The organism is Brevibacillus nitrificans, from assembly GCF_003710965.1.
In the GTDB taxonomy this organism is placed as follows: domain Bacteria; phylum Bacillota; class Bacilli; order Brevibacillales; family Brevibacillaceae; genus Brevibacillus; species Brevibacillus centrosporus.
The window spans coordinates 254,466-279,466 of the sequence record NZ_RHHU01000005.1 but is presented as its reverse complement, the minus strand read 5'-3'; the positions used below and the strand labels follow the sequence as shown (position 1 = coordinate 279,466).

Below are 25,001 nucleotides of genomic sequence, written 5' to 3'. Positions count from 1 at the left end.
GAAAAATGGCCGTTCAATTTGTGCTGGGACGGGCAGGGACCGGGAAAACAACAGCGATTCACCAGCAGATTCGCGAGCATCTCTCTGCTAATCCGCTGGGAACGCCGATGATTTTGCTCGTTCCTGAGCAAGCCAGCTTTCAAGAAGAATACGCTTTGGCGACATTGCCCGGCTTAAATGGAGTTATGGGTACACAGGTACTCAGCTTTGGCCGGCTGGGGCATCGCTTGCTGCAGGAGCTGGGTGATTTGACGCTGGTTCCTGTAGACGATCTCGGCAAGCACATGGTATTGCGCATGCTGCTGGAGCGGCACAAGGATGAGCTGCAAATGTTCGCCCGTTCTGCTTTGCAGCCAGGCTTTGCCTCGCAGCTTGGCCGTCTGATCAGCGAGTTTAAATCGTATGGCGTGACACTTGCCCACTCGGAGAACTTGGAGTGGGGGAGTGCGAATTTAAATCAAAAGCTCCATGATCTTCGGCTGATCATGGCAGCTTACGAGGACTATTTGGCTGAGGGGTATTGCGATGCTGACGATATCCTGAATCGCGTAGCCACCATGATTCCTGACTCTGCCTACATCAAGAGCGCGGAGATTTACATCGACGGATTTACGGGCTTCACGAACCAGGAGCTGCGCGTGATCGAGCAGCTGATGCGCCATGCGAAAAAGGTAACGATCGCTCTCACCTTGGAGCCTACCGAACGCCATTCCTCCGTGGATGAGCTGGGATTGTTCCATCCGACCCTGCGAACCTACCAAGCACTTGAGCTGATCGCGCGGGAAGCAGGAGTTCGGATTGAGCAGCCGCTGCTGCAAAACGATTTGATTCGCTTTACAAATAGTCCTTGGCTTAAGCAAATCGAGCAGGTTTATTTTCAATGGGGAGATCCTGGAGCTGCTCCCGAGCCGAAGCGTGATAACGAGGTGGCGCTCCTGTCTGCCGCCAACAGGCGTTCTGAGGTGGAGGCAGTTGCGCTGCACATCGTAAAGCTTGCCCGGGAGGATGGGTACCGCTGGAAGGACATGGCGATTCTGTTGCGGGAGATCGGGACTTATGCAGATGAGATCAGCACGATCTTTACCGATTACGGCATTCCGCACTTTTTGGACCAGAAGAGAGGGGTGCTGCATCATCCTTTGGTGGAGCTTGTTCGTTCCGCACTCGAGGTCATCGTGACCAGATGGCGTTACGATGCCGTCTTCCGCTGCCTGAAGACGGATTTGTTTGCGCTGGATATTCTGGATGACAACGCGACACGAAAAGAAGTCGATCAATTGGAAAACTACGTGCTGGCACACGGGGTCTACGGCTCGCAGTGGGCGGACGATTCCGACTGGCACTTCCGCGGGGCAGCAAGAGCACAGGAGGACGCAGCAGCAGATGCTTTGCGACGCAAGTACAGTGCCCCGCTGCTTGCTTTTGAAAAGGAAATGAAGCAGGCGACGGGGATCAACGTACGGGCTATGACGATGGCCTTGTACAATCTGCTAGTTTCACTCGATGTCCCTGGCAAGCTGGAGCGTTGGCAGAGAAATGCGGAAGAATCAGGAGATCTGGATACGGCTCAGGTGCATGGCCAGCTGTGGACGGGCCTCATTGAACTAATGGATCAGATCGTGGAGGTTATGGGCGAAGAAGTCATGGATGTCACGACGTACGCACGCGTGCTGGACACGGGGCTAGAGACAATCGAGCTCGGCTTGGTTCCACCTGCACTGGACCAGGTGCTGATAGGCTCGATGGAGCGCTCGAGACAGCCGGACGTCAAAGCGTTGTTTGTGCTCGGGGTCAATGAGGGTGTCATACCGCTGCGACCAAAAGAAGAAGGCATTCTCGATGAATCGGAGCGGGAAAGGCTGGCAGAGATGGGGATCGAGCTGGCTCCCAGTGCCAAGCAGCGCTTGATGGCAGAGCCTTATTTGCTCTATCAGGCGATGACGCGGCCGTCTGAGCGCCTGATGCTCAGCTGTGCTTTGGCAGATCATGAAGGAGCGGCTCTCCTGCCTTCCTCGGTCTTTTCACGGGTAAAGGAAGTGCTGCCAGCGGTCTCGCACCAATTTTTCCATAACGAGCCGACGGGAGAAGCAAAGACCGATGCCTTTTTGCTCGGAAGCCCGCGACGTGTGTTTCACCATTTATTGACGCTTTTGCGCGGCATGAAAAAGACTGGGGAGCTGCCGGTATTCTGGTGGGAGGTCTACGATTGGTTTCTGCGTTCCTCCCGCGATGAGGCGAGAGAAAAATGGCTGCTGTCCGGTTTGCGTTACTCGAACCTGCCTGCCGAGCTGAAACAGGAGACAAGCTTTGGCTTGTACGGTACAGAACTGAAAATGAGCGTGTCACGTCTGGAGCGTTTTCAAGCCTGTCCTTTCTCGCATTTTTCCTCGCACGGCTTGCGGCTGTCCGAGCGTATGCTGTACAAGCTGGAGCGCTTCGATGTAGGGGAGCTTTTCCACGCCTCGATGAAACGGGCGGTGGAGAAGATGAACGAAGACAATCTGGAATGGGGCAAGCTGACGGAATCAAACAGCATGCAGCTGGCGAGCGACGTCATCGAAGAGCTGGTTCCCGCTACACGCAGCAGTATTTTGACGCGGACGGCGCGCTATCGCTACCTGTCAGGAAAATTAAAGCGAGCGGTAGGCAGGGCGATCTACGTCCTTGGCGAGCATGCCAAGCGCAGCCGGTTTGCTCCCGTTGGGCTGGAGGTTGCTTTCGGACCGAATGGGGACCTGCCTGGTCTGAGACTCAAGCTGGAGAACGGCGTGGATCTGCAATTGATTGGACGAATAGACCGGGTGGACCAATCGCTGGATGGGGACGTGCCGTATTTGCGGGTCATCGACTACAAATCCAGTCCCAAGCAGCTTCAGCTCTCGGATGTTTGGAACGGCCTCAACCTGCAGCTGTTGGTCTACCTCGATGTCGTGGTAGCCAATGCAGAGGAATGGCTGGGAAAACAGGCTGAAATGGGAGGAGTCTTCTACTATCAGGTAGCAGATCCGTTCGTGACGGCAAAACGGCTCCTGTCTTCCGATGAGGCGGCACGGGAGCGAGCCAAGCGCCTCCGCATGAAGGGCTTGATGCTGGCTGATCCCGAGCTGGCACGAATGATGGATGCTCATGTAGAGCAAGGGCCATCAGAGCTTTTGCCTTTTGAGATTAAAAAGGATGGGACGCTCTCTTCCCGCTCTTCCGTTGCGACAGCAGAACAATTTCAGTCGCTGACGACCTATGTGCGTGACACTGTGAAGGAAATCAGTACGCGAATGACCAATGGGGCCATTCACATCGACCCGTACTCCAACGGGACGATGACAGCTTGTGACTATTGCGCATACAAGCCAGTTTGTCAGTTCGATGGAGAGACGGGCGGCAACTCCCATCGTCAATTAACGAAATGGAACAACAAGCAGGTGTGGAGCATGCTTGAACAACAGCAGCTGACAGGAGAGGAGGGGATGAGCCTATGACGACACAACCGCCGGCACAGGCAAAGCCGGAGCAATGGACAGATGAGCAGTGGCAGGCGATCATCAAACGTGGTAACAACGTGCTTGTCGCCGCTGCTGCAGGCTCCGGGAAAACTTCCGTACTGGTAGAACGGATCATCCGCCGCATCATGGATGAGACAGAGCCGATCGGCGTCGACCAGCTGCTTGTCGTAACGTTTACGAACGCAGCTGCCGCGGAAATGCGCCATCGGATCGGCGACGCCTTGCGCAAGGCACTGAAGGAAGATCCCCATTCCGCTCATTTGCGTCGTCAGCTGGCATTGCTCCAACGTGCGACGATCACTACCTTGCATTCTTTTTGCTTGGGGATTTTGCGACAGTATTACTATCTGATCGATCTCGATCCGGATTTTCGCATTGCGGATCAGATGGAGGGGGAGCTTCTGCGGCAAGATGTCCTCGAAGAGCAGCTGGAGAGCTGGTACGAGGACGACGCCGACTTCCACGCACTGGCTGATGTCATGCTGGATGGGCAGGATGATCAGATTCTAGCAAATCTTCTTCTGCGTCTGTACGAGTTTTCGCGCAGTCATCCGGAACCAGCGCAGTGGCTGCAGGCTGCGGCTGACATGTTCGCGGAGGCAGGGAGGAAAGGAATCGACGGGCTGATGTGGGCGCGAAGTGTCTTGCGTTCGCTGGAGCTCGAGCTGGCAGGGCTTGCCGGCAAGCTGCAGCGTGCGGCTGCGCTCGCATCCTCGCCAGAAGGCCCTGCCGCTTACTTGCCGTTACTGGAGGCAGAAGCAGAGGCGCTCAAGCGCGCCCATGAAGCTTGTCGTGCTGGCTGGGAAGCGGCGCGACAGGCGGTCAACCTCGTCACCTTTGCCAAATTGCCGCCAGTGAAGGCCGCTGATACGAGCAAAGAAGTCAAAGAACAAGTGCAAGATCTGCGCAATAGTGTGAAGAAGTCTTTGGGCGATTTGGAGGAGCAGTATTTTTCCATGACAGCCGATCAGTATATAGCGGATTTGCATGCCATCGCACCTCATATGAATACGCTCGCCCGCCTGGTGACGGCATTTGCTGATGCATTCCAGCTAGAGAAGCGTTCACGGTCTATTGTGGACTTTGGCGATCTCGAGCATCTGGCCTTGCGCGTGCTCACGGAGAAGCAGGAGGATGGCACTATCGCACCGTCGCAGGTCTCCTTGCAGCTGCGCGAGCAATTTGCCGAGGTCCTCGTTGACGAATACCAGGATATTAACCTGGTGCAGGAGACCTTGCTGCAGATGGTATCCCGCGATGTAGCGACCAATGGTACAGCCAACCGTTTTATGGTAGGAGACGTGAAGCAGAGTATTTACCGATTCCGGCTGGCAGAGCCAAAGCTTTTCTTGGAAAAATATCTGACCTATCAAAAGGACAGCGAATCTTCCGAGCTGGCTGGCGATGAAGAGCCGATCGGTTTGCGAATCGACCTGGCTGCCAACTTCCGAAGCAGACGAGAAGTGGTGGATACCGTCAATTTCCTGTTCCGCCAGATCATGTCGCCGGGAGTCGGGGAGATTGATTACGATCCGTCCGCAGAGCTGATCAATCGGGCGAGCTATCCAGATGTGGAGGAAGGGCGGCTGCAGGCAGAAGTCCTTCTCATCGACAGGAAAAGCGATCTGACAGAACCAGAGGCTGCATCTGTTTCAGAGGGAAGCGAGGAGTCTGAAGGAGCCAGCATCCCGGATATTTCCATAGAAAATGCAGAAGAGGCGAGTGTAGCCCAGCTGGAAGCACGCCTGATCGCAAAACGGATACGGCGTTGGATGGAGCCTGGAGAGGGTGAGGCGCCGCTGCTCGTTTTTGATAAGAAGGCAGGAGGGCTTCGGCCGCTTGCGTACCGGGATATTGTGATTCTCCTGCGTGCCACCTCCGGCTGGGGAGAAACGATGCAGGAGGAGCTGCGTGAGGCGGGAATTCCCGTCTACGCCGAACAGACCGCGGGTTATTTTGCTGCAACAGAGGTCGAGACGATGCTCTCCCTGCTGCGAGTGATCGACAATCCCCTTCAGGATATTCCGTTGGCGGCGGTCCTTCGATCTCCCATCGTTGGCTTAAAAGAGGAAAATCTCGCGCAGATTCGGATTCGTTATGCGACGGGTCCCTTCCATCAGGCTGTCGTCCAGTACGCAGATGAACAAGCGGCAGATGAGGGCTGGGAAAAAAGGCTGCGCTACTTCTTTACGCGACTGAAGCATTGGCGGACGCAGGCTCGGCGCGGTGCACTATCAGAGCTTCTGTCTGTCCTGTATCGAGAGACAGGCTATCTGGATTACGTGGCTGCCCTGGAAAATGGCCAGCAGCGTGCGGCCAACCTGCGTGCCTTGTACGATCGTGCCCGTCAGTACGAAGCAGGCTCCTACAGAGGACTGTTCCGTTTCCTGCGCTTTGTCGATCGGATGCAGGAAGCAGGCAATGATCTGGGAGAAGCGCGGACGATCGGAGAAAATGAAGATGTCGTACGCATTATGACGATTCATAAAAGTAAAGGGCTGGAGTTCCCGGTTGTATTCGTTGCAGGGATGGGCAAGCAGTTCAATACGATGGATCTCAAAAGCCAATTTTTGCTGCACAAGGATCTGGGCTTTGGACCGATGGCTTTCGAGCCACAGCTGCAGCTGCGTTATCCGAGTCTCGCAGCGCTAGGGATTCGCCAGCAGCTTCGACGCGATATGCTCGCGGAAGAAATGCGTGTCCTTTACGTGGCGCTGACCCGTGCCCGTGAAAAGCTGATCTTGCTAGGCTCTTCCAAGAATCTGGTGAAAAGTATTACGGATTGGGGAAGACAAGGGGACGAAGAGCGGCTTAGCGACGAGGATCTGATTCAGGCAAAAGGCTACCTCGATTGGGTCGGCAGAGCTCTTTTGCGCCATCCGGCAGCTGACTCGCTTCGTTCATATCCAGAAGATCGGGGAACGGGAGAGAGGATTCAGGTGCGATCAATCCCGGACGAATCGGAGTGGTCCTTTCACTTTTATTTGGCTGATGACTTAAGAGAGCAGGCACAGACAGCAGAAGACGCGGCTGCTCTGTGGGAGCGTATGAGCCGGCGAGAAGAGATTCCTGATCGTCCGGTTGACGCCTCGAAGCGAGAGCTGATCGAGCACAGACTGGGCTGGAGCGATCCCCATCCGGTAGCGCCGCGTGTAGCAGCCAAGTGGAGTGTCAGTGAGCTGAAGCGACACGCACGAACAGGAAAAAGCGGGACTCCGATCGTCCTGCCATCGATCACGGAAAAGCCGAAGTTTTTGTCGGAGCAAAAGTCGCATCGATTGAGTGGCGCTGAAAAAGGAACGATCACGCACTTGCTCATGCAGCATCTTGATCTGAGACGGCCACTTGATGAGGCAGATGTCAAGGAACAGCTGGCTGACCTGGCTGCAAGGCGCTTTTTGACCGAGGAACAGCTGGGAGCGGTGGATGTGGGCCAGATTGCACGATTCTTTGCCGATCCGCTGGGACAGATGATGAAGCAGGCAAAAGTAGTCCATCGCGAGTTGCCGTTCACGATGACGCTCCCGGCCAATGAAGTGGAGCCCGAGCTGGGAGAGCAGACGCAGGAGCAGGTGATTGTCCAAGGCGTTATCGACTGCTTGCTGGAGGAACATGACGGTCGATTGATCCTCATCGACTTCAAGACAGACTGGATCGCCAAAGAACCGTCCCCTGCCATTATCGAGGAGCTCACGAAAAGGTACGAGGGCCAGCTCAAGCTCTATGTCAGAGCGATTCGACAAATCACAAAGACAGAGCAGGAAATCGACAGCTATTTGTACCTGCTCGCCGGTGGTTTTGCGATTCGTGTGTAAGGATGCATAATTTCCCCTGATTCGGCTCAAACTTCAACTGTTTTTCTTCTTGGAAAAATAGGCAAGCGCGGCCATTATTGGGGGTACTCTACGATGTCATTGAGTCAGCAATTATTGCGGAAAAAAAAGGTCGAGACGCTGCTGGAGCAGTCAGCGAGCAAAGAAGGTGCCTTGAAAAAATCGCTCAGCGCTTTTGATTTGACGATGCTGGGGATTGGCGCGATTGTGGGGACAGGCATCTTTGTTTTGACCGGTGTGGCAGCGGCAGAGCATGCCGGACCTGCTCTGGTGCTCTCTTTTGTCCTCTCTGCCCTTGCCTGTGTCTTCGCAGCCTTGTGCTATGCAGAGTTCGCCTCTACTGTACCTGTATCCGGCAGCGCGTACACATATAGCTACACGGCTTTTGGAGAGCTGGTAGCCTGGATGATTGGCTGGGACCTGATTTTGGAGTATGGCGTGGCGGCAGCGGCGGTAGCCAGCGGATGGTCCGGGTATGCCCAAGGTCTTTTGACGGGTTTTGGCATTCATTTGCCGACCGCGATTACCAGTGCGTTTGATGCCTCCAAAGGAACCATCATCGACTTGCCGGCTGTGGTCATTATTTTTGTCATAACCATGCTGCTGATGAAAGGGACGCGGGAATCCGCCCGCTTCAACGCCCTTATGGTCATCATCAAGGTGGTCGTCATCCTGCTGTTTCTGGCGGTCGGGATCGGCTATGTCAAACCCGAGAACTGGAGTCCGTTTATGCCGTTCGGCTTTTCCGGGGTGGCAACAGGAGCGGCTACCGTGTTTTTTGCCTTTATCGGTTTTGATGCCGTATCGACTGCGGCAGAAGAGGTCCGCAATCCCCAGCGAGATATGCCGATTGGGATTATTGCATCGCTATTGATTTGCACGGTTCTCTACATCGCGGTTTCCCTGACGCTGACCGGAATCGTCCCCTATGAGATGCTGAACGTCAAAAATCCGGTGGCGTTTGCCCTGTCTTACGTTCAGCAGGATTGGGTGGCAGGCTTTATTTCGCTGGGAGCAATCGTCGGGATCACTACGGTGCTGCTCGTGATGATGTACGGACAAGCACGGCTGTTCTTTGCGATGAGCCGGGATGGCCTCTTGCCAAAGGTATTCTCGCAGGTTCATGAACAGACACAGGTTCCCCGCAAAAGCACCCTGATTGTCGGCATACTGGTCGCGATTTTCAGCGGCTTGCTCCCGCTTAATAAGCTGGCAGAGCTGACGAATATCGGTACGCTATTCGCCTTTATCCTCGTGTCCATCGGGGTGGTTGTCCTGCGCAATACCAATCCGGATTTGCGGCGCTCTTTCCGTGTTCCGCTCGTCCCCTTGGTTCCGATTTTGGCCGTGATATTTTGCGGGTATTTGGTTTATAGCTTGCCGCTGGTAACGAAGCTCGGATTTCTCGGCTGGCTTGTCGTTGGCTTTTTCGTTTACTTTCTTTACGGACGCAGACACAGTCATTTGCATAAGGAAGCCACCAAAAATCGATGAAGATGGAAGGAAGGCATGTGTCTACAGGAGCATGCCTTCTTCGTATCTGCCAAAAAGATCCATTTCGTGGTAGAGTGAAGAGAAGGAAAACGATGAGGAGAACGGGCCATGAAGCGAAAACGAGCAGATCGTCCAGGCTGGAGACGAGTCAGACGTCTAGGTTACCAGGAAAAGTGGGTAGAAGCGCTATCCTTTACCGGCTATGCCGTTCGCTTGACACTGGAGGAGGTCACTGATCCTGCCTATATGTGGGTAGGAGAAAAGCGCCTGTGTGTCGGGGATAGAGGCTATGTGTACCTGCAGTATTTTCCCCATGGAAAGGCGTATGCCGTGACCAAGATGCTGGACGAATTGGGAAACGTCGTGCAGTGGTACATAGATATTTGCAAGGCACATGGCAAGGATCAGAATGGCCATTTGTGGTACGACGATCTTTATTTGGATATTGTGGTATTACCAGATGGCAGCGCGCACTTGCTCGATCAGGACGAACTGGATGAGGCGATGGAAAAAGGAATCATCAGCAAGTCGGAGCATCGCTTTGCCTGCGAGACAGCAGATGAGCTGCTGCAGAAAATTTTGGCTGGCGGTCGGGATGTTTTTGACTTTCCGAATTTCTTTGCTTAAAATGATGAAGAGTTTGGGGATTCTTAAAAAAGGGAGGGGCAGGTTATGACAATGATCACTTGGATTGGCCAGCCCGATACCTTTTGCTGAAAGAACGAGAGCGACATTTGCTTTCGTTCTTTTTTTCGTATAGCAAGATGGACCATCACAGGAGGGGGGAGCAGCATGCGGTACAAACGAGTCTTGGTGAAATTGAGCGGAGGGGCTGTAGCAGGCGACAACGGCTTTGGCTTTGATCCTGAGCAGCTGGAGAACATTGCAGGGGAGATTTTGGCTCTGCTGGACATGGGAGTTGAGGTCGCCATCGTCATCGGAGGGGGCAACATTTTCCGTGGGAATATGGCGGATCAGTGGGGGATCGAGCGCGTTGAAGCAGACAACATCGGTACGCTGGCGACTGTCATCAATAGTTTGATGCTCCGCGGTGTGCTCAAGGCGAGGGTGAACCGGGAAGTTCGTGTCATGACGGCCGTGCCGATCAATGCCGTAGCAGAGCCGTACATTCGTCTGCGCGCTGTACACCATCTGGAAAAAGGCTACGTGGTGATCTTTGCGGGAGGCAACGGCCAGCCGTACGTGACCACGGATTATCCAGCTGTCCAGCGAGCGCTAGAGGTCGAAGCGGATGCCATCTTGGTCGCCAAGCATGGCGTGGACGGCGTTTTTACGGCAGACCCGCGAAAGGATGCAGAAGCGAAGCAGTATCAGGCACTCTCCTGTGACGAGGTTATTCGCAAGGACTTGAAGGTCATGGATCAGTCAGCCATGATTTTGGCACGCGACCACGGTTTGCCTTTGCATGTGTTCAATTTCGATCAGCCTGGTGCGATGGCGAGAATTTGCCAGGGGGAGCAGATTGGGACGTACATCGCGCGGGATGTGGAGGCTGTTTTGAAATAGGGGTTACGGAAAAGGCGAAGAGCTCTCTCCTGGCGAGAGAGCTCTTCCTGCTGCTTATGACACCCTTTCCTCGGTGGTCAGCGAACGCCTGTCGTAGGCTACCAGTATCATCGCTGCACCGAGGATCGCGCAAAGGGTATACATCGTGGAATACGAGGTGAGATCTGCAACAGGTCCCAAGACGATGCCTCCTAGCGATATACCCAGATCGGCCATCGCAATGAACAAGCCGATTTGGGTAGGACGATCTTCCTTCGGCAACACAAAGCTTAAATAGGTTGTCAGTGTTGGATAGAGAAGAGCTTGAGCCACTCCCATTAAAACGGCGCCGACATAAAACAAAGCAGCTCCCGCCACTGCAGCCAGACTGACGCAAAGCGAAGCCATGGCTAGCAGCAGCATGGTGCTCATCGTAAAATACGAATGCCATTTTCCATCGGAAGGAATTTTTTTCATCAGTCCAAAGCGTGTTGCCACAACAACCGCTGCCTGTAGCATCAAATAGATAGCCGCGCTCCCACTGTCCAACTGTGCAGCATACAGCGGAACAAAGGCAGTTACGGCTCCGAAGATCACGGACGCGCCCAGCATGAGAACACTGCATTTGAACAAATGCGGGTTTTTTACCAATTGGCTGACGGATTGCAGCATTGCAGTCCCTTGATTTGGCTGCTGGGACACGTCTTTTGCATCATCCGGGCGCCTGTCCATTTTCGCCGTATAGCCTACTGCCCCCGTTAACACAGCAATCGCGATCATACATACAGCAAACATGTTCATCTCACTTGCCTGCAAAATGCCTATGGCGAGCAAAGGGCCGATCAAGCCCGGCAGGTAGGAGCACAAGGAATACATGGAAATGCCTTGCGAGCGATTCTTGTCGGGGAGGGCGTCAATCATGCCTAGCTGCAGCGCCATCGAAAAAAAGGCTGTGCATACCCCCTGCAGCACGCGAGCGGCGAAATAACCGCCAAGATCCGTAAACGCATACATGACGAGGGCAACTCCGTTTACCACCAAGATCATGCGCAGCACCTTGATCGGCCCGTGACGCTGAATCAGCCCGCCGGCCCAGGGACGGAAAAGCATGGTGGTAAACAGGTAGGCGCCCATAATGATCCCTATCGTCGTATTGGACGCACCCAGCGCTTCGCCTTTCAAGGGAATCACGACATGTAAAATCGAATTGCCGCTAAAATAGAACAGCGTCAGCAAATACAGCCGCAGAAACGGCCAGGCGAAAGCTCCTTTCACTGCTTGTACTCCTTCCTTGTCATGGGGTCCGAATTCATACCATAATTTTTCTCAGCAATTCCTTAGCGTAGAGGGACTGAACATCACCCAAACGCTCGACCTGGATCATTTCCTCTATTTGCCCGCTTCGAAAGATCATGACGCTGTCGCATAGATAGGAAGCTGCTTGGATATCGTGGGTGATAAAGATATAGCCCATGCCATGTGAAGTTCTCAGGCTTTTCAGCAGTTCGAGCACCTGCGTTTGAACAGAACCGTCAAGCGAGCTAATCGCTTCGTCCAGCACGATGCATGCGGGCTCGGTGGCGAGCGCTCGAGCGATGCATACCCGCTGTGCCTCGCCGCCAGAAAGCTCGTGGGGATATTTCGGGAGATAAGAGGCATCCAGACCGACTTGTACCAGCAGACCCTCCATTTTGCTCTCGCGCATTTTCTGTTCTTTCATGGCCAGCTGCAAGGGCTCAAGCATCGCTTGCTCGACCGTATAGAACGGATTGATAGAGGAGGTGTAATCTTGGAATACGGCACTGATGCCTCCCATTCTTGTCCTGCGATCGGTTACCGGTTTGCCAGCGAAAGTGATGTTGCCTCGATCCGGCTTTTCAATGCCAAGCAGCAGGCGTCCGAGCGTCGATTTGCCGCTTCCGCTTTCTCCGATAATGCCAAGACATTCACCCTGGTTCCAGTCAAAGCTGATATCATACAGCACCTGCTGCTGCCTTTTACGGAACCAGCCTCCTTTGCTGTACGATTTACACACACCCTCAACCCTCAGCAACGCCGTTCCCTCCCATCATCTGCTTGAAATGACGATTCAGCGCCAGCTTGGACGAAACCAAATAGCGAGTATACGGATGCAGGGGAGCGGCGAAGATGTTTTTCGTCGTGCCTCGCTCCACAATTTCTCCGTCCTTCATAACCAGTACCTCATCGGCAATGCGCTTGACCACGCCCAGATCGTGCGAAACAAAAATCATCGAGCTGCCAAGGCGGCTGCGCAATTGCACGAACTGCTCCACTACTTCATATTGCGAAATGGCATCCAGTGCAGTGGTTGGTTCGTCTGCGATGATCACGTCTGGCGCAAGCACGATAGCGAGTGCGATCATGACCCTCTGCAGCATGCCCCCGGACAATTCATGCGGATAACGGCTCATGACTGCGAGAGGATCCTTCAGACCCACACCTTCCATCGCTCGTTTTACTTGATCGGTCATCTCGCTGCGACTCCAGGGATAATGCACAGCCAGCGTTTCGTGCAGATGGGCACCGACAGGGCGAGACGGATCAAACGCACGCATGCCGTTCTGCATGATCATGCAGAGCTGCTTTCCTCTCCGCTTTCGCATTTCTTTCTCGGGAAGCTCCGATAGATTTACGCCGTTTAAGACAATCCGGCCAGACTGGCGAAGTGCCGCCCGATTCAGCCGCATGATCGCCCGGCAAGTCAATGATTTGCCGCTGCCGCTTTCGCCGACAATGGCTAGGCGTTCTCCTTGTCTAACGGAAAAGGAGCTATTCGGGACCAGGAGGCGACCAGTGAGGCCGTCCCATATTTTCAATTGATCGACTTCTAGCACATTCATGACTGGTTTAGGCAACCTCCTTCCCGCGCAGCTTCGGAAATGCTGCAAAGATGCGTGTCTTTGCGCCTCGTTTGGCAGTCATCAATTTCGGGTCGAGTGCGGTCTGCAGCGCGTCGGATAAGAAATTGACCGCAGACACGACTACCACGATCGCCAAACCCGGAATCAACATGAGCTCCGGCCTGGAGAACATGACGGATCTTGCTTCATTCAGCATCATGCCCCACTCTGCATGGGGTGCCTGAATGCCCAGGCCGAGAAAGGATAGCCCGGATATTTGCAAAATCATCGATCCGAAGGTACTGCTGGAAATAACCGCAAGATCCGGAAGCGCAACCGGCACGATATGCTTCACCATAATCCGAAAATGACCGACACCGAGCGTTTTGGCGAACTTCACATAATCAGCGTCCGCAAATTGCATGACGACAGTACGTATGACGCGGGCGAACCATGCCCACTTCATGAGGACAAACGTGATCAGTATATTTTCCAGTCCGGCTCCCAGCATGCCGACGATCGCGAGTGTCATCACGTAGCCAGGGAATGAAAGCATGCAGTCACACAGCCGCATCAATAGAGAGTCCATTTTCCCCTTGAAATAGCCCGCCACAAAGCCGAGTGCAGCTCCGATAAAGGCAGAAGAGGCCAACGCGACGAGTACCCACAGAACGCTGGGGCGAATCCCGTAAATGAGCCGTGACAATACGCAGCGGCCGAGATGATCGTTGCCGAGCCAATAGGACCAAGACGCTTCTGCAAAACGCAGTTCCATATGTACCTCATTTGGATCATGCGGAGCGAGGAGAGGGGCGCACAGCCCGATCAACAGGGTTGACGCGACGACGGCAAGCGATACGGCACCCAGTTTATCCTTCATCAATTGCACCAGCAGCTTCATCTAAAACTCCTTCCTTAGTCTGGGATTGAGCACCGCATTGAGAATGTCGGATACGGTGTTAAACAGCACGAAGGATGCAGCCAGCACCAGGACATACGCCTGGATAATCGGAAAATCCCGGCTCAGTATCGATTTGACGGTCAGAGTACCCAGTCCCGGCCATGCGAAGATGTTTTCCACTACAACCGTGCTGCCCAATAGGATGGGAATCGCAAGGCCAAATACCGATACAGCGACCTGGAGGGAATTGCGCAATATATGCAGCGTGATCCTTCTCTCCGGTAAGCCGCAAGCTCTGCCGTACAGCACGTAGTCTTCATGCAGATTGCTCAGCATGGAGCTGCGGATCGTCCGGAAATAGATGCCCGCGTAACCGATCACAATGACCGTTACCGGCAAGACATAGCTGCTGTACGAATCCATTCCACTGGTCGGAAGCCAATCCAGCTTGACCGAAAAATACCAGACCATGAGCGCGGCAAGCCAGTAAGGCGGCATCGAGGTAAGCAAAAAGGAGAAGCCGCGAATCGATAAATCTAGCCATTTTCCTTCTCTCAAAGCACACACGATGCCAAGCACGATCGACAGGACAATAATGAGGAATGCCGAAACCAGCGTCAGCTTGAGCGTGTTGAGCAAAGCCGGGCCGAGCAGCGACCAGACCGGTTTTCCCGTCACATAGGAGCTGCCAAAGTCAAGCTGCAGGCAGGATGAAAGCCAGTCAAAGTACCTGACGAACAGCGGCCGATCCATGCCGAGTGCCGCTCTCGTCTCTTTGATTAGCGCATCGGTTACAACCGGAACTTCCTGCGCGCGGAGGATGATCTCTGCCGGGTCCATCGGTGACAAATGGTTTAACACAAAGGCCAAAAAAGAAATGACAACGAGTAATGGCAACGCGATAAGCATGCGTTTCACGATGTAGCCGCCCAACATTCGGTTCCTTCACATCCCTCTGCCGGAAAATAGTTTTTTGCCCCTTACTCAAAATGCATTCGTTCAAAGGGCAGCTCGAATTGGGTTTGCTTGAAAGAAACGCCTTGTAAATGAGTTGGTGCGACGACTGTTATGCTCCCGTTCGTCAGCGGAATAAATACAGCTTCGTTATGTACGGAAGTTAAAATGTCGGCATACAGCGCTTGTCGCGTTTTTTCATCCTTCGCCACCATTACTTCGTCAATTTTCTGGTACAGCTCCTTGGCCGAAGAGATTCCGCTTGTCGCGTGAAGATAAGACGATTCGGAGGCAAAAGCAGCGATGGTGCTTTGCGGGTCGTAGGCGAGTCCCCACGATTGATTAAACAGCAGGTCGTAGTCGCCCTTCGATCTGCGATTCGCAATGGAGCTGGATTCTTCGCCGATCAATTCCAGCTTCATGCCGATCTTGGAAACTTCATTTTGAATGAGTTCGGCCTGCGTTTTCTGAGAAGAGGAGTTGGCATCGTAGTACAGCTTCATCGTTAGCGGATGACCACCCTTCATGCGAACCTCACCGTCTTTCGCGGCAATCCAACCAGCTTGCTCCAACAGGCGCTTCGCGGCTTCCGGATCGTATCCGCGCTTCTTCAGAGGAATATTGGCGTAGGCAACATTGGAAGAAAAGAGGGTTTCCGCCGCAGCTTCCGTCCCGCTGAAAATGGTTTGGCTAATCGTCGTTCGGTCGATGGAGTGCCAGATCGCTTCACGCACAGCCTTTTCGCTGACAGGGCTATCCGACTTGCTGCTATTGGCGACGATCATCTTCGTATTCATCGGCTCGCTGCGAACCAATTTGTATTTTCCCGAAGCAGTCAGTCGATTCATCGCATCTACGTCGATGCTGTCTGTACCGCGATCATCAGTGAAGACGAAGTTGACCTCACCTTTTTGCAGGGCCAGCAGAGTAGTTTCACCGGAAGGCAGCACTTTGGCTGTAATCTGCTTCACCTTGGGCGAGCCCCCCCAGTAGCTTTCGTTCGCTTGGAAGCGGGCGTATTGATCGGTCACATGTTCGGCCAGCTTATACGGGCCGGTGCCGTTGAAGCCCTTGACGCCATCCTTTGTTTCTCCATTCTGAAAATCATTAGGTGACAGAAAAACGTAAGGGCGCGTCATGGAAAGCTCCAGCAATGTGGGGTAGTAGGGCTCTGCAAGAGTTAACTGAACCGTATGTTCATCGATAATGCTTACGTCCTTAAGCTTCGAGGACAGTTTGATCCAAGTGTGCTTGCTCGCATTCCGCTGTACGGCTTCGATGTTTTGCTTGACTGCGTCCGCGTTAAAAGGAGTTCCATCGTGGAAGGAGACGCCTTTGCGTAAATGGAAGGTGTACACCTTGCCGTCATCAGAGATATCCCAGGATTCCGCCAATAGGGGCTTGATGCCGTCTTTGGTGTTCTCAACTAACGATTCGTACACGATGCCTTGCGCAGCCATCGATCCTGGGTACAGATGAGGATTCATGTCGTTTATGTCCTTTGCTGTTGCATACACGAGCTCGTGCACTTGATCCGATGGGGTTGAGATATCACTTTCGCTGCATCCACTCAGTAAAGCAATGGCGAAAAAGGCTGCAAACAGCCTGCGTACGGTTGTGTTGCTCATGTGTGAAATGCCTCCTTAAAAAAGAATCATTACGATTTATTTATTACCAATTTATCGTAATGATTCCTATTATCATTGTCAATCGAAATTATTTTCATTTGGATTGACAGCGCGCAGCTCTCCAGCAAGAAGCATCCGCAAGGGGAGTTGACACTGGGCAGAGCTGACGAGATTTGTCACTGAATAAAATGGTTTACGTAAACGCGGTGTGAAGCATATAATCAAAATGAAAGCGAGTAATCACTCACTTTGAGCTGACTTAGCCATTATTCAATGAGACCAGTTGTCCAATCCAATAGGAGACCGGTCTATTTTCACTCGTGCTAAATGAGTGAGTACTCGCTACAGTATAACAGAGGTGATCGTATGAAACGGATTCATTCTTACCTGCTAACGGCAGGGCTGGTATTCTCGCTGGCACTCTCAGGGTGTACAGGATTTTCTCAGGAAAAGGCTGCTTTATCCGGCACGATCGAAGCGGATGAATGGCCGATCGTAGCGGAAGTAGGCGGGCTGGTAACAGAAGTAAAGGTAGAAGAGGGAGCACATGTAAAAGCAGGACAGGAGCTGGCGGTGATCGACGAGCGAAGCTACCAGATCAGTGTCTCCGAAGCAAAGGCAGCGCTCGAGCAAGCAACGGCACGTCTGGAGGAAGCAAAAGCGGGCAGCCGGGATTCGTCGATTCAAAAAGGAGTGGCAGCTGTTCAACAGGCCGATGCGAACATCCGAACTGCACAGGCGCGCCAAAAACAGGCGGAAGCAGGGATACGCAGGGAAAAGGAGCAGCTGGCACAGACACAGTCGCAGCTGGCAGGCGCCAAGCACACGCTTTCCTACCAACAGAATCGGCTAGCAGAGACTACGGCGCTCTTCAAGCAGGGAGCCGTTTCCCAAAAGGACTGGGAGGCCCAGCAGGAGGCAGTCAGTCAGGCGCAGACACAGGTAAACCAGTTCGAGGCGCAGGTCGCAGCAGCACAGGCACAATATGCGTCCGCCCAAGGGGAAGCTGCAGCGGCCAACGCGCAGACGGGAACAGCACAAGCACAGCAGGCAGGGGCTGTAGCGGATTTGGATCTACTCAAAGAGGGCAGTACGGATTACACCATTCGTGCGCTGTTGGCAGCCCAGCAGCAGGCGCAGGCCAAGCTGGACCAGGCGGCTCTTCTTTTGGAAAAGACACGGATTACCGCTCCGGCAGATGGGATACTGCTCCGCTCCTCGATAGAGCAAGGCGAGGTTGCCAAAACGGGTGCAAACCTGTTCACGCTGATGAAAGCCGACCAGCTCAAGCTCAAGGTATACATCCCGGAAGCGCAGCTTAACCTCGTGCAGCAAGGACAAAATGTGAGGATTGGGGTCGATGCCTATCCTGGTGAGACCTTTGCAGGAAAGATCACGCTGATTTCCGAGAAGGCTGAGTTTACCCCCAAAAATGTGCAAACCCCCGATGAGCGTACAAAGCTCGTCTTTGCCGTCACGATTCAGATCACGGAAGGGCTGGACAAATTGAAGCCAGGCATGCCTGCCGATGTGATCTTGTCGGGAGCGTCGGAGGAGGGAAAAGGATGAATGCCGCTATTTCCTGCAACGAGCTGACGAAGCGCTTTGGTGATCGCGTTGCTGTGAACAGTCTGACGTTGAGCGTGCCAAAAGGCTCCATCTACGGCTTCCTAGGTCCAAACGGCTCAGGCAAGTCGACGACGATTCGCATGCTGTGCGGGCTTTTGGTGCCTACCTCTGGAAGCGGCACGGTGCTTGGCTTGGATGTCATGACGCAGAGTGAGGAGATCAAGCAGCGGATCGGCTACATGTCACAGAAGTTCAGCCTCTATGAGGATTTGACTGTCGAGGAAAATCTCGATTTTTACGCAGGTGTCTATCAATTGAATGCAGCAGAGCGCAAGCAGCGCAAGGCAGAGCTTATCGAGATGGCCGGGCTGACTGGCCGGGAAAAGCAGATCGCAGGCTCCTTGTCTGGGGGCTGGAAGCAAAGGCTGGCTCTCTCCTGCGCTCTCTTGCACAAGCCCGAGCTATTGATTCTCGATGAGCCGACTGCGGGGGTTGATCCCGTATCCAGGCGAATCTTTTGGGACGTGATCCACGAACTGGCTCGGCAAGGCATTACCGTGCTGGTCACTACGCACTACATGGACGAGGCGCAGACGTGCGACTGGATCGGCTTTATCTTTTTCGGCAACCTGCTTGCCCAGGGTACCCCACAGGAGCTGATTGAGAAGATGGATGCAAACAACCTGGAGGACGTCTTTATCGATTTGGTCAAGCAGGAGGAAGCCCGGCTTGCCCAGGCTCGCGCAGGGGAGGGAGGGCGATGAAGCGCTTTGTCTTTGGACGCTACTGGTCGGTGGTGAAAAAGGAAGTCATCCAGATCAAGCGGGACCGCCCCAGCCTAGGGATCGCTTTGGTGATGCCGCTCATGATGCTGTTTTTGTTTGGCTATGCTGTCAATACGGACGTAAACGATATCAAGATGGTCGTGTGGGATCAAAGCGCGACAGCCTACAGCCGCGAGCTGATCGACCAGTTCACGAATACACGCGTGTTTGAAGTATCTGCCCATGTGAGTGGCTACCGAGCGATCGAGTCGATGCTCGACGACGGCAGTGCCAGTGTCGCGCTGGTGATTCCTCCTGACTATGCACGAAAACGGGATCGAAACGAGCCGGCCAACATCCAGATGCTCATCGATGGCTCCGATCCAAACATCGCTCGTACGGCTGTCTCCAACGCCCAGCTGATCGTGCAAAATCGCTCGATTACCATGCAGGAGTCACGCATGCAAAAGCAGGGATTGAGCGAGCTGGAGCCGCCGCTGACACTGGATTCACGGGTCTTGTTCAATCCGAATATGGAGAGCATCGTCTTTAACATCCCCGGACTGATTGGCCTCATCATGCAGAACGTGACGATGATCCTGACCGCCTTTTCCCTCGTGCGCGAAAAGGAGAGAGGGACGATGGAGCAGCTGATCGTCACCCCGATCCGCCCGCTCGAGCTGATGCTTGGGAAAATTACGCCCTACGTCGGGATTGGTCTCTTTTCGTTTTGCCTCGTGCTTTTGGTAGGGACGTACTGGTTTGGCGTACCAGTCAAAGGGAGCATTTCCCTGTTGGTCAGCCTTTCGATTTTGTTCCTCCTCACGACGCTGACGCTCGGGATTTTTATTTCGACGATTGCCAAAACACAGCTGCAAGCGATGCAGATCGCTTTTGCCTTCATCCTGCCGAGCGTGCTGTTGTCAGGCTTCATGTTCCCGCGCGAATCCATGCCGCTCGTGATACAATGGTTGGGTGGTCTTGTCCCTTTGACCTATTTTTTAGAGGTTTTGCGGGGAATCTTTTTAAAAGCGGTGGATTTGACGGCGCTTTGGAAGGACGCGCTGGGGATGGGGATCTTTTTTCTCCTGATCTTGACGGTGTCCATGCTTCGTTTCCGCAAAAAGATTGAATAGAGGAGCGTATGGAAAAAGATGAACAAGCCATCCTTGGAAGAGGGCCTGTTGCAATTCGTAGAGGAATTAAAAGATGAGAGCGAGATGACGGAAAAGCAGAGAAGCATTCTGCGCGCGTCGATCAAGCTGTTTGCAGAAAAGGGATTCCATGCCAGCTCTACGGCGGAAATCGCGAAGGAAGCCGGGGTAGCAGAGGGCACGATCTTTCGGCATTACAAATCCAAAAAGGATATTTTACTTGCAGTCGTGGCCCCCGTGCTGGTCAAATTCGCAGGGCCGTTTATTTTAAAGGACGTGCGGGAAATCTTTCGCGAGCAGGCGAAGAAGCCATTTGCGCAAATCGCCCAGGAGCTGTACCGCAACCGTCTGGATGTGATCGTGAGCAACGAAAGAACGATTCGCATCTTGCTGCAGGAAGCCTTTTTTCACGACGAGATCCGGGAAGCGTTGATCGCGACTGTTTTTGCGGAAATAAAAGAGACGGTGCAAAAGCTGATTGAAGCCAAAATCATAGCAAAGGAACTGCGCCCGCTGCCAACTGAAGTCGTTTTTCGTGCGCTGTTGTCCTCGATGCTTGGGTTGATCCTGTTTCGCCAAGTGCTGGACAAAGGCGATTTCCAGAAGCATAGCGACGAGGAGCAGATTGATTTCACCGTCGATATTTTGATGAACGGAATCGGTTTTCGGGAACCATAGTTTCGCCGTGAATAAAAATTTTATTGATAAGTGAATCATGATGGGCCCATTTTGGCTATGGAAAAGCTAGCGGGGAATGGTATAATTGCAAACAACTTTTTGCTGTTCATCATGGAGGAGAGAGTAGATCATGCAACGTTTATCAGAGAGAGAATGGCAGGCGTATACGGAGAAATACAAGAATCGTGCACGCATGCTCATATCATGCCCGGACAGACCCGGAATCGTAGCGGCGATTTCCCATTTCCTGTTCCAGCAGGGGGCAAACATCGTACAGTCAGACCAATACACAACCGATCCGGAATCCGGCCGCTTTTTCATGCGGATTGAATTTGAGCTGAGCAACCTGGAAGAGCGCTGCGAGGTCATCAAGGCTGCGTTTAGTCCGATTGCAAAAAATTTCGAGATGGAATATTCCTTGGTGCAGGCAAGCAAGCGCAAAAAGGTAGCGATCTTTGTCTCCAAGGAAGATCACTGCTTGCTTGAGCTTTTGTGGCGCTGGAATTCGGGCGAGCTGTACGCAGACATCTCGGTCGTGATCAGCAATCACCCGGACATGAGAGAAACCGTAGAGTCCTTTGGAATTCCTTACCACTGTATCCCGGTTACCAAAGAGAACAAGCCGGAAGCAGAAATAGCCCAAATCGCCGCAGCCGAAGGGGCAGACCTCATCGTGCTGGCTCGCTACATGCAGATCCTCTCGCCGCGCTTTTTGGAAGACTACGCGATGCGGATCATCAACATTCATCACTCGTTCCTGCCTGCCTTTGTGGGGGCAAAGCCTTATGAGCAGGCTTATCGCCGCGGTGTAAAGCTGATCGGAGCTACAGCCCATTACGTAACCGAAGAGCTGGATGCAGGTCCGATCATCGAGCAGGACGTACAGCGAGTGACTCATCAGGAAGATGTGGAAACCCTCAAGCAGCTGGGACGTCAGGTGGAGCGCACCGTGCTCGCTCGTGCAGTGGGCTGGCATCTGGAAGACCGCGTGCTGGTCTATGGCAACAAGACGATTGTGTTTCCGTAAAGAATCATGCTGGCAAAAACAAAGGCCCATCCGTTTCGGATTGGGCTCTTTTGCTTTTTTGCCGCCGGCTTTACGACTCGGAGCTTTGAAAGAGGTTGGTGGCTTCTCACCGCTTATAAACCGGTTGCTTCTATAGCGGGTAGAGGCGGGGTGGTGAAAAGTCCAGAACTGTCTCCACAAAACGAGCGACAACCGGGCGCTGCCTGCTCGCATCCATGCGCAGGCACAAATAGAGAGGGCGCTTGATATCGATCCCGGGAACGGTGACCTGTCCCACCTCGCCGCGGCTAATCAGCTCACTGACAGCGAGCTCGGGGGCGAGCATGGTACCGTAGCCTGCGCGAACGGATTGGATCGATTCAAACAGACCGTGGTATTGCAGACCGATTTGCGGAGGCGGGACCTGATGCTCGCGGCAGAGCGAAAACAGCTTTTCTCGAGTGGAGCTGCCCGGCTCACGCAGCAAAAAAGGCTCTTGAACGAGCTTATCCAGTGAAATCTCTCGACCGGCAAATGGGTGAGTGGGAGGGACGATGAACCAGAACCGGACGTCCATCAGATGGATGCGCTGGATGGGGAGATCATTCCACACTTCATTTGTAATGATGGCGAGATCAGCTTCACAGCGCAGCAACCGTTCGATGGATTTCTGCGAGTTTCCGGTACGAATGTCGACCTCCACCTGGGGATGCTTCTGTTTGAAGCTCGCGAGCCACTGCGGAACCAAGTAGTGAGACGGCAGGAAAGTGGAGGTGAGGCGCAGCCGCCCCTTTGTTCCTTCTTTCATTTCTGCGAGCTGCGACTCGATTTCCTTTTCCCAATCATAGAGGCGGCTCGCTTGCTCATAGAGAAAGCGGCCTTCCTCCGTCAAGGATATCCCTCGTCCATCAGGAGCGACCAAGGGAATAGCCAGCTCGCTTTCCAGCTTGCGAATCTGTGCGCTTACGGCAGGCTGGCTGATGGAGAGAGCATCGGCAGCAGTGGTGACACTGCCTCTTCGCGCGACTTCTACGAAGATCCGAAGGGCATGCAGGTTCATAATCATTCTCCATTCATCACGTTTGCTTATGAATTCGTCAGTAAGATGTATTGGAAATGAGGAAGACTCCTCTGTACTGTATAGCATAGAAGCGTGATCGCGCAAAGGAGAAATACAGGAGTAAGATAGCGTTATCGCGCAAAGGAGAAAATCATGAGAGAGATAAAGGGGAAGACACAGGTCATCGCGGTTGCTTTGGTAACCGCCTTTTGCTTGTTGGGGGATTCCATGCTGTACATCGTCTTGCCGATCTATTGGCAGGAGGCAGGGCTGTCCTCACTGTGGGAGGTCGGGATTCTGCTTTCCGTCAATCGGCTGGTTCGCGTACCGCTGGGGCCATTGGTAGGGAAGTGGTACGAGCGCTCAGGGGGAAGAGTCGGGCTGATCGCAGCCGTCATCCTTGCGTTCGTCACCACGATGTCGTATGGGCTGCATGGGTTTTGGCTGTGGCTGGTAATGCGCAGTGTTTGGGGGATTGCGTGGACGTTTCTACGGTTGGGAGCGTACTCCCTGATCGTATCCGTGTCGGAGGAAGACAATCGTGGACAGCTGATGGGCTTGTACAATGGCTTGTACAGATTGGGCAGCCTGGGCGGAATGATCGCAGGAGCGTTTCTGGCATCGATCTACGGCTTGGCGACTACTGCTGTGGTATTGGGCTTCTTTTCACTGCCTGCACTGGTGCTGGTTTTTCGCTACATACGCCCCTCCTTTTCGAAGCGACACGTATATACAGACGCTGCTGCCATATCCGAGAGCTTTTGGAAGCAGCGAAGTGTCTGGGCAATCATGGCGACAGCGCTCCTCGTCGCGATGGTGTATCAGGGGATGTTTGCCTCTGCGCTGAGCAGGCTCATTGAAAATCGGCAGTCAGTCTTCGAGCTTGGGGGACTGGTGCTGGGAGCTGCTGTCATAGCTAGTCTTGTTCAGGGAGCGCGATGGGGGTGGGAGCCTTGGGCAGCACCGTGGTCTGGCAAGCTGTCTGATCGTTATGGGAGGAAGCGAATCTTTGCTTGTACCCTTCTCGCAGCAGCACTTTTTTTCGGCTTGCTGCAAACGCCAGTTGCCTTTCCATTCTGGGTCTGCTTTCTGATGGGGATCCAATTGACGGCAACTATTTTGACTACAGTCATGGATGCGTTGGCCGCAGATGAGGCGGCCAGACAGGCAAACAGTACGGCACTGATGACCGTGTACTCCGTCGTGACGGATATAGGAGCTGCGCTTGGGCCGCTGCTTGCCTTTTGGCTGGACAGTCGTCTGGGACTGGAGTCCATGTTCGGGGGGATCGCCCTTATCTTGCTGGCTCTGGCGATCGGGTGGGAGTATCTGCTGCCTCGTATTTGGAAGCGAAATGCGCTTTGATTTTCGCCAGAACGTGTGCAATCGCCTCTTCTTTGTCAGGTCCGTGCAAAATCATGTGGTTGGAGTGTTCATACCAGCTGATTTCCGCAGAGGCGGCTTCGTTCACAGTGGAAGCCAGGATTTCTGCGCTCACGGCGTGTACCGTATCGTCGTGGCGGGCTTGCAAAAGCACGTAGGGAGTGGTGATCTTCGGCAGCAGCGGCTTGGTCTCAGATAAAAGACGGCGGAACTGGACCATGCTGCTCAGGGGAATTCTGCCGATACCGTGTATGTAGCGGCGGGAATGTGTAGGGAAGTCCTCGCGCAAGTAGTGGAGGGCTTCTTTTACGTCCCAGTATTTGTATGGCGTATTGAGGGTGATGAGCAGCTCCACCGGATAGTTGGTGGTCAGGTGGAAAGCAAGCAGCCCTCCCATCGAAAAACCGATAACGACAATCGAATCCGCACGCATGCGCAGCCGCTTGTAGGCTTCATCTGCAGAGCGCAGCCAGTCATGACGGGTGCTTTTTGCCATTTGGCGGCGTGTGGTTCCATGTCCTTCTAGCGTGGGACATTCCACCTGGTAGCCTTCTTCGCGAAGTCGTATCGCCAGGGGAAGAATGTCGTTAATGTCTCCGGCAAAGCCATGAATGAGGAGACAACCGACTGTTTCGTTCATTTCGTATCGCCTCTCCAATCGCGTAAAAGTAGTCTGCCTACGTATTATATACCGCGAGCAGTCCGGAAGC

At 53.6% G+C, this 25,001-nt stretch carries 19 protein-coding genes; 11 read left to right on the top strand and 8 right to left on the bottom strand.

Annotation, left to right across the window (positions count from 1 at the left end; genetic code table 11):
- The first annotated feature begins 5 nt into the window (after nt 1-5).
- The 5 genes from addB (at nt 6) to pyrH (ending at nt 10,354) form a co-directional block, all read left to right on the top strand.
- Complete coding sequence (gene addB / locus EDM59_RS11340; RefSeq protein ID WP_122923698.1) at nt 6-3,476, top strand: helicase-exonuclease AddAB subunit AddB; 3,471 nt, start codon at nt 6-8, stop codon at nt 3,474-3,476.
- Nucleotides 3,473-7,315 (top strand): helicase-exonuclease AddAB subunit AddA, encoded by a 3,843-nt coding sequence (gene addA / locus EDM59_RS11335; RefSeq protein WP_122923697.1) that lies wholly within the window; start codon nt 3,473-3,475, stop codon nt 7,313-7,315. Before addB ends, addA begins: the two co-directional genes overlap by 4 nt.
- Nucleotides 7,316-7,408: 93 nt before the next feature.
- Nucleotides 7,409-8,827 carry a branched-chain amino acid transporter BcaP gene (bcaP, locus tag EDM59_RS11330; RefSeq protein WP_122923696.1) on the top strand — a complete coding sequence of 473 codons (1,419 nt, stop codon included), beginning with the start codon at nt 7,409-7,411 and terminating at the stop codon, nt 8,825-8,827.
- 108 nt (nt 8,828-8,935) lie between these two features.
- The gene (locus tag EDM59_RS11325; protein ID WP_122923695.1) at nt 8,936-9,454 is read left to right on the top strand and encodes a ribonuclease FAU-1 family protein; all 519 of its coding nucleotides are present in this window, start codon (nt 8,936-8,938) and stop codon (nt 9,452-9,454) included.
- A 165-nt stretch (nt 9,455-9,619) separates the two neighbouring features.
- Nucleotides 9,620-10,354, top strand: coding sequence for a UMP kinase (gene pyrH, locus EDM59_RS11320; protein WP_122923694.1), 735 nt, complete (start codon nt 9,620-9,622; stop codon nt 10,352-10,354).
- A 54-nt stretch (nt 10,355-10,408) separates the two neighbouring features.
- Here the strand turns inward: pyrH and cntE are convergent, their stop codons facing one another.
- From cntE to cntA, 6 genes are read right to left on the bottom strand one after another with little or no spacing between them, the layout of a single operon-like run.
- Nucleotides 10,409-11,608 (bottom strand): staphylopine family metallophore export MFS transporter CntE, encoded by a 1,200-nt coding sequence (gene cntE / locus EDM59_RS11315; protein ID WP_122923693.1) that lies wholly within the window; start codon nt 11,606-11,608, stop codon nt 10,409-10,411.
- A 34-nt stretch (nt 11,609-11,642) separates the two neighbouring features.
- A complete protein-coding gene (locus EDM59_RS11310) occupies nt 11,643-12,386 on the bottom strand; it encodes an ABC transporter ATP-binding protein (protein WP_122923692.1) in 744 nt (247 codons plus the stop codon).
- Complete coding sequence (cntD, locus tag EDM59_RS11305; protein ID WP_122923691.1) at nt 12,373-13,194, bottom strand: staphylopine uptake ABC transporter ATP-binding protein CntD; 822 nt, start codon at nt 13,192-13,194, stop codon at nt 12,373-12,375. Before cntD ends, EDM59_RS11310 begins: the two co-directional genes overlap by 14 nt.
- A gap of 7 nt (nt 13,195-13,201) precedes the next feature.
- Complete coding sequence (gene cntC, locus EDM59_RS11300; protein ID WP_122923690.1) at nt 13,202-14,095, bottom strand: staphylopine uptake ABC transporter permease subunit CntC; 894 nt, start codon at nt 14,093-14,095, stop codon at nt 13,202-13,204.
- A complete protein-coding gene (gene opp1B / locus EDM59_RS11295) occupies nt 14,096-15,028 on the bottom strand; it encodes a nickel/cobalt ABC transporter permease (RefSeq protein ID WP_122923806.1) in 933 nt (310 codons plus the stop codon).
- A 47-nt stretch (nt 15,029-15,075) separates the two neighbouring features.
- On the bottom strand, nt 15,076-16,677 hold the full coding sequence (gene cntA / locus EDM59_RS11290; protein ID WP_122923689.1) for a staphylopine-dependent metal ABC transporter substrate-binding lipoprotein: 1,602 nt from the start codon (nt 16,675-16,677) through the stop codon (nt 15,076-15,078).
- Between the two features lie 366 nt (nt 16,678-17,043).
- On the opposite strand from cntA, the gene EDM59_RS11285 reads away from it, so the two are divergent.
- The 5 genes from EDM59_RS11285 (at nt 17,044) to purU (ending at nt 21,869) form a co-directional block, all read left to right on the top strand.
- Nucleotides 17,044-18,246 carry an HlyD family secretion protein gene (locus EDM59_RS11285; protein ID WP_122923688.1) on the top strand — a complete coding sequence of 401 codons (1,203 nt, stop codon included), beginning with the start codon at nt 17,044-17,046 and terminating at the stop codon, nt 18,244-18,246.
- The gene (locus EDM59_RS11280; protein WP_122923687.1) at nt 18,243-19,010 is read left to right on the top strand and encodes an ABC transporter ATP-binding protein; all 768 of its coding nucleotides are present in this window, start codon (nt 18,243-18,245) and stop codon (nt 19,008-19,010) included. Before EDM59_RS11285 ends, EDM59_RS11280 begins: the two co-directional genes overlap by 4 nt.
- A complete protein-coding gene (locus EDM59_RS11275) occupies nt 19,007-20,146 on the top strand; it encodes an ABC transporter permease (protein ID WP_122923686.1) in 1,140 nt (379 codons plus the stop codon). The genes EDM59_RS11280 and EDM59_RS11275 overlap by 4 nt, the downstream gene beginning before the upstream one ends.
- Before the next feature lie 18 nt (nt 20,147-20,164).
- Nucleotides 20,165-20,842, top strand: coding sequence for a TetR/AcrR family transcriptional regulator (locus EDM59_RS11270; RefSeq protein ID WP_122923685.1), 678 nt, complete (start codon nt 20,165-20,167; stop codon nt 20,840-20,842).
- A gap of 130 nt (nt 20,843-20,972) precedes the next feature.
- Entirely contained in the window at nt 20,973-21,869 is an 897-nt protein-coding gene (gene purU / locus EDM59_RS11265) for a formyltetrahydrofolate deformylase (RefSeq protein WP_122923684.1), read from the top strand.
- 130 nt (nt 21,870-21,999) lie between these two features.
- Here the strand turns inward: purU and EDM59_RS11260 are convergent, their stop codons facing one another.
- Nucleotides 22,000-22,908: a LysR family transcriptional regulator gene (locus EDM59_RS11260; protein WP_122923683.1), complete on the bottom strand. Its 909-nt coding sequence runs from the start codon at nt 22,906-22,908 to the stop codon at nt 22,000-22,002.
- A gap of 153 nt (nt 22,909-23,061) precedes the next feature.
- Here EDM59_RS11260 and EDM59_RS11255 point away from each other — a divergent pair, with 153 nt between their 5' ends.
- Nucleotides 23,062-24,273: an MFS transporter gene (locus tag EDM59_RS11255; protein WP_122923682.1), complete on the top strand. Its 1,212-nt coding sequence runs from the start codon at nt 23,062-23,064 to the stop codon at nt 24,271-24,273.
- Here the strand turns inward: EDM59_RS11255 and EDM59_RS11250 are convergent.
- On the bottom strand, nt 24,203-24,931 hold the full coding sequence (locus tag EDM59_RS11250) for an alpha/beta hydrolase (RefSeq protein ID WP_122923681.1): 729 nt from the start codon (nt 24,929-24,931) through the stop codon (nt 24,203-24,205). The genes EDM59_RS11255 and EDM59_RS11250 overlap by 71 nt on opposite strands.
- Nucleotides 24,932-25,001: the final 70 nt, after the last annotated feature.

Bases quoted from the DNA above. Each gene is read 5' to 3' on its own strand.
- addB (WP_122923698.1), top strand. From the start codon at position 6: ATGGCCGTTCAATTTGTGCTGGGACGGGCAGGGACCGGGAAAACAACA.
- addA (WP_122923697.1), top strand. From the start codon at position 3,473: ATGACGACACAACCGCCGGCACAGGCAAAGCCGGAGCAATGGACAGAT.
- bcaP (WP_122923696.1), top strand. From the start codon at position 7,409: ATGTCATTGAGTCAGCAATTATTGCGGAAAAAAAAGGTCGAGACGCTG.
- EDM59_RS11325 (WP_122923695.1), top strand. From the start codon at position 8,936: ATGAAGCGAAAACGAGCAGATCGTCCAGGCTGGAGACGAGTCAGACGT.
- pyrH (WP_122923694.1), top strand. From the start codon at position 9,620: ATGCGGTACAAACGAGTCTTGGTGAAATTGAGCGGAGGGGCTGTAGCA.
- cntD (WP_122923691.1), bottom strand. From the start codon at position 13,194: ATGAATGTGCTAGAAGTCGATCAATTGAAAATATGGGACGGCCTCACT.
- cntC (WP_122923690.1), bottom strand. From the start codon at position 14,095: ATGAAGCTGCTGGTGCAATTGATGAAGGATAAACTGGGTGCCGTATCG.
- cntA (WP_122923689.1), bottom strand. From the start codon at position 16,677: ATGAGCAACACAACCGTACGCAGGCTGTTTGCAGCCTTTTTCGCCATT.
- EDM59_RS11285 (WP_122923688.1), top strand. From the start codon at position 17,044: ATGAAACGGATTCATTCTTACCTGCTAACGGCAGGGCTGGTATTCTCG.
- EDM59_RS11280 (WP_122923687.1), top strand. From the start codon at position 18,243: ATGAATGCCGCTATTTCCTGCAACGAGCTGACGAAGCGCTTTGGTGAT.
- EDM59_RS11275 (WP_122923686.1), top strand. From the start codon at position 19,007: ATGAAGCGCTTTGTCTTTGGACGCTACTGGTCGGTGGTGAAAAAGGAA.
- EDM59_RS11270 (WP_122923685.1), top strand. From the start codon at position 20,165: ATGAACAAGCCATCCTTGGAAGAGGGCCTGTTGCAATTCGTAGAGGAA.
- purU (WP_122923684.1), top strand. From the start codon at position 20,973: ATGCAACGTTTATCAGAGAGAGAATGGCAGGCGTATACGGAGAAATAC.
- EDM59_RS11260 (WP_122923683.1), bottom strand. From the start codon at position 22,908: ATGAACCTGCATGCCCTTCGGATCTTCGTAGAAGTCGCGCGAAGAGGC.
- EDM59_RS11255 (WP_122923682.1), top strand. From the start codon at position 23,062: ATGAGAGAGATAAAGGGGAAGACACAGGTCATCGCGGTTGCTTTGGTA.
- EDM59_RS11250 (WP_122923681.1), bottom strand. From the start codon at position 24,931: ATGAACGAAACAGTCGGTTGTCTCCTCATTCATGGCTTTGCCGGAGAC.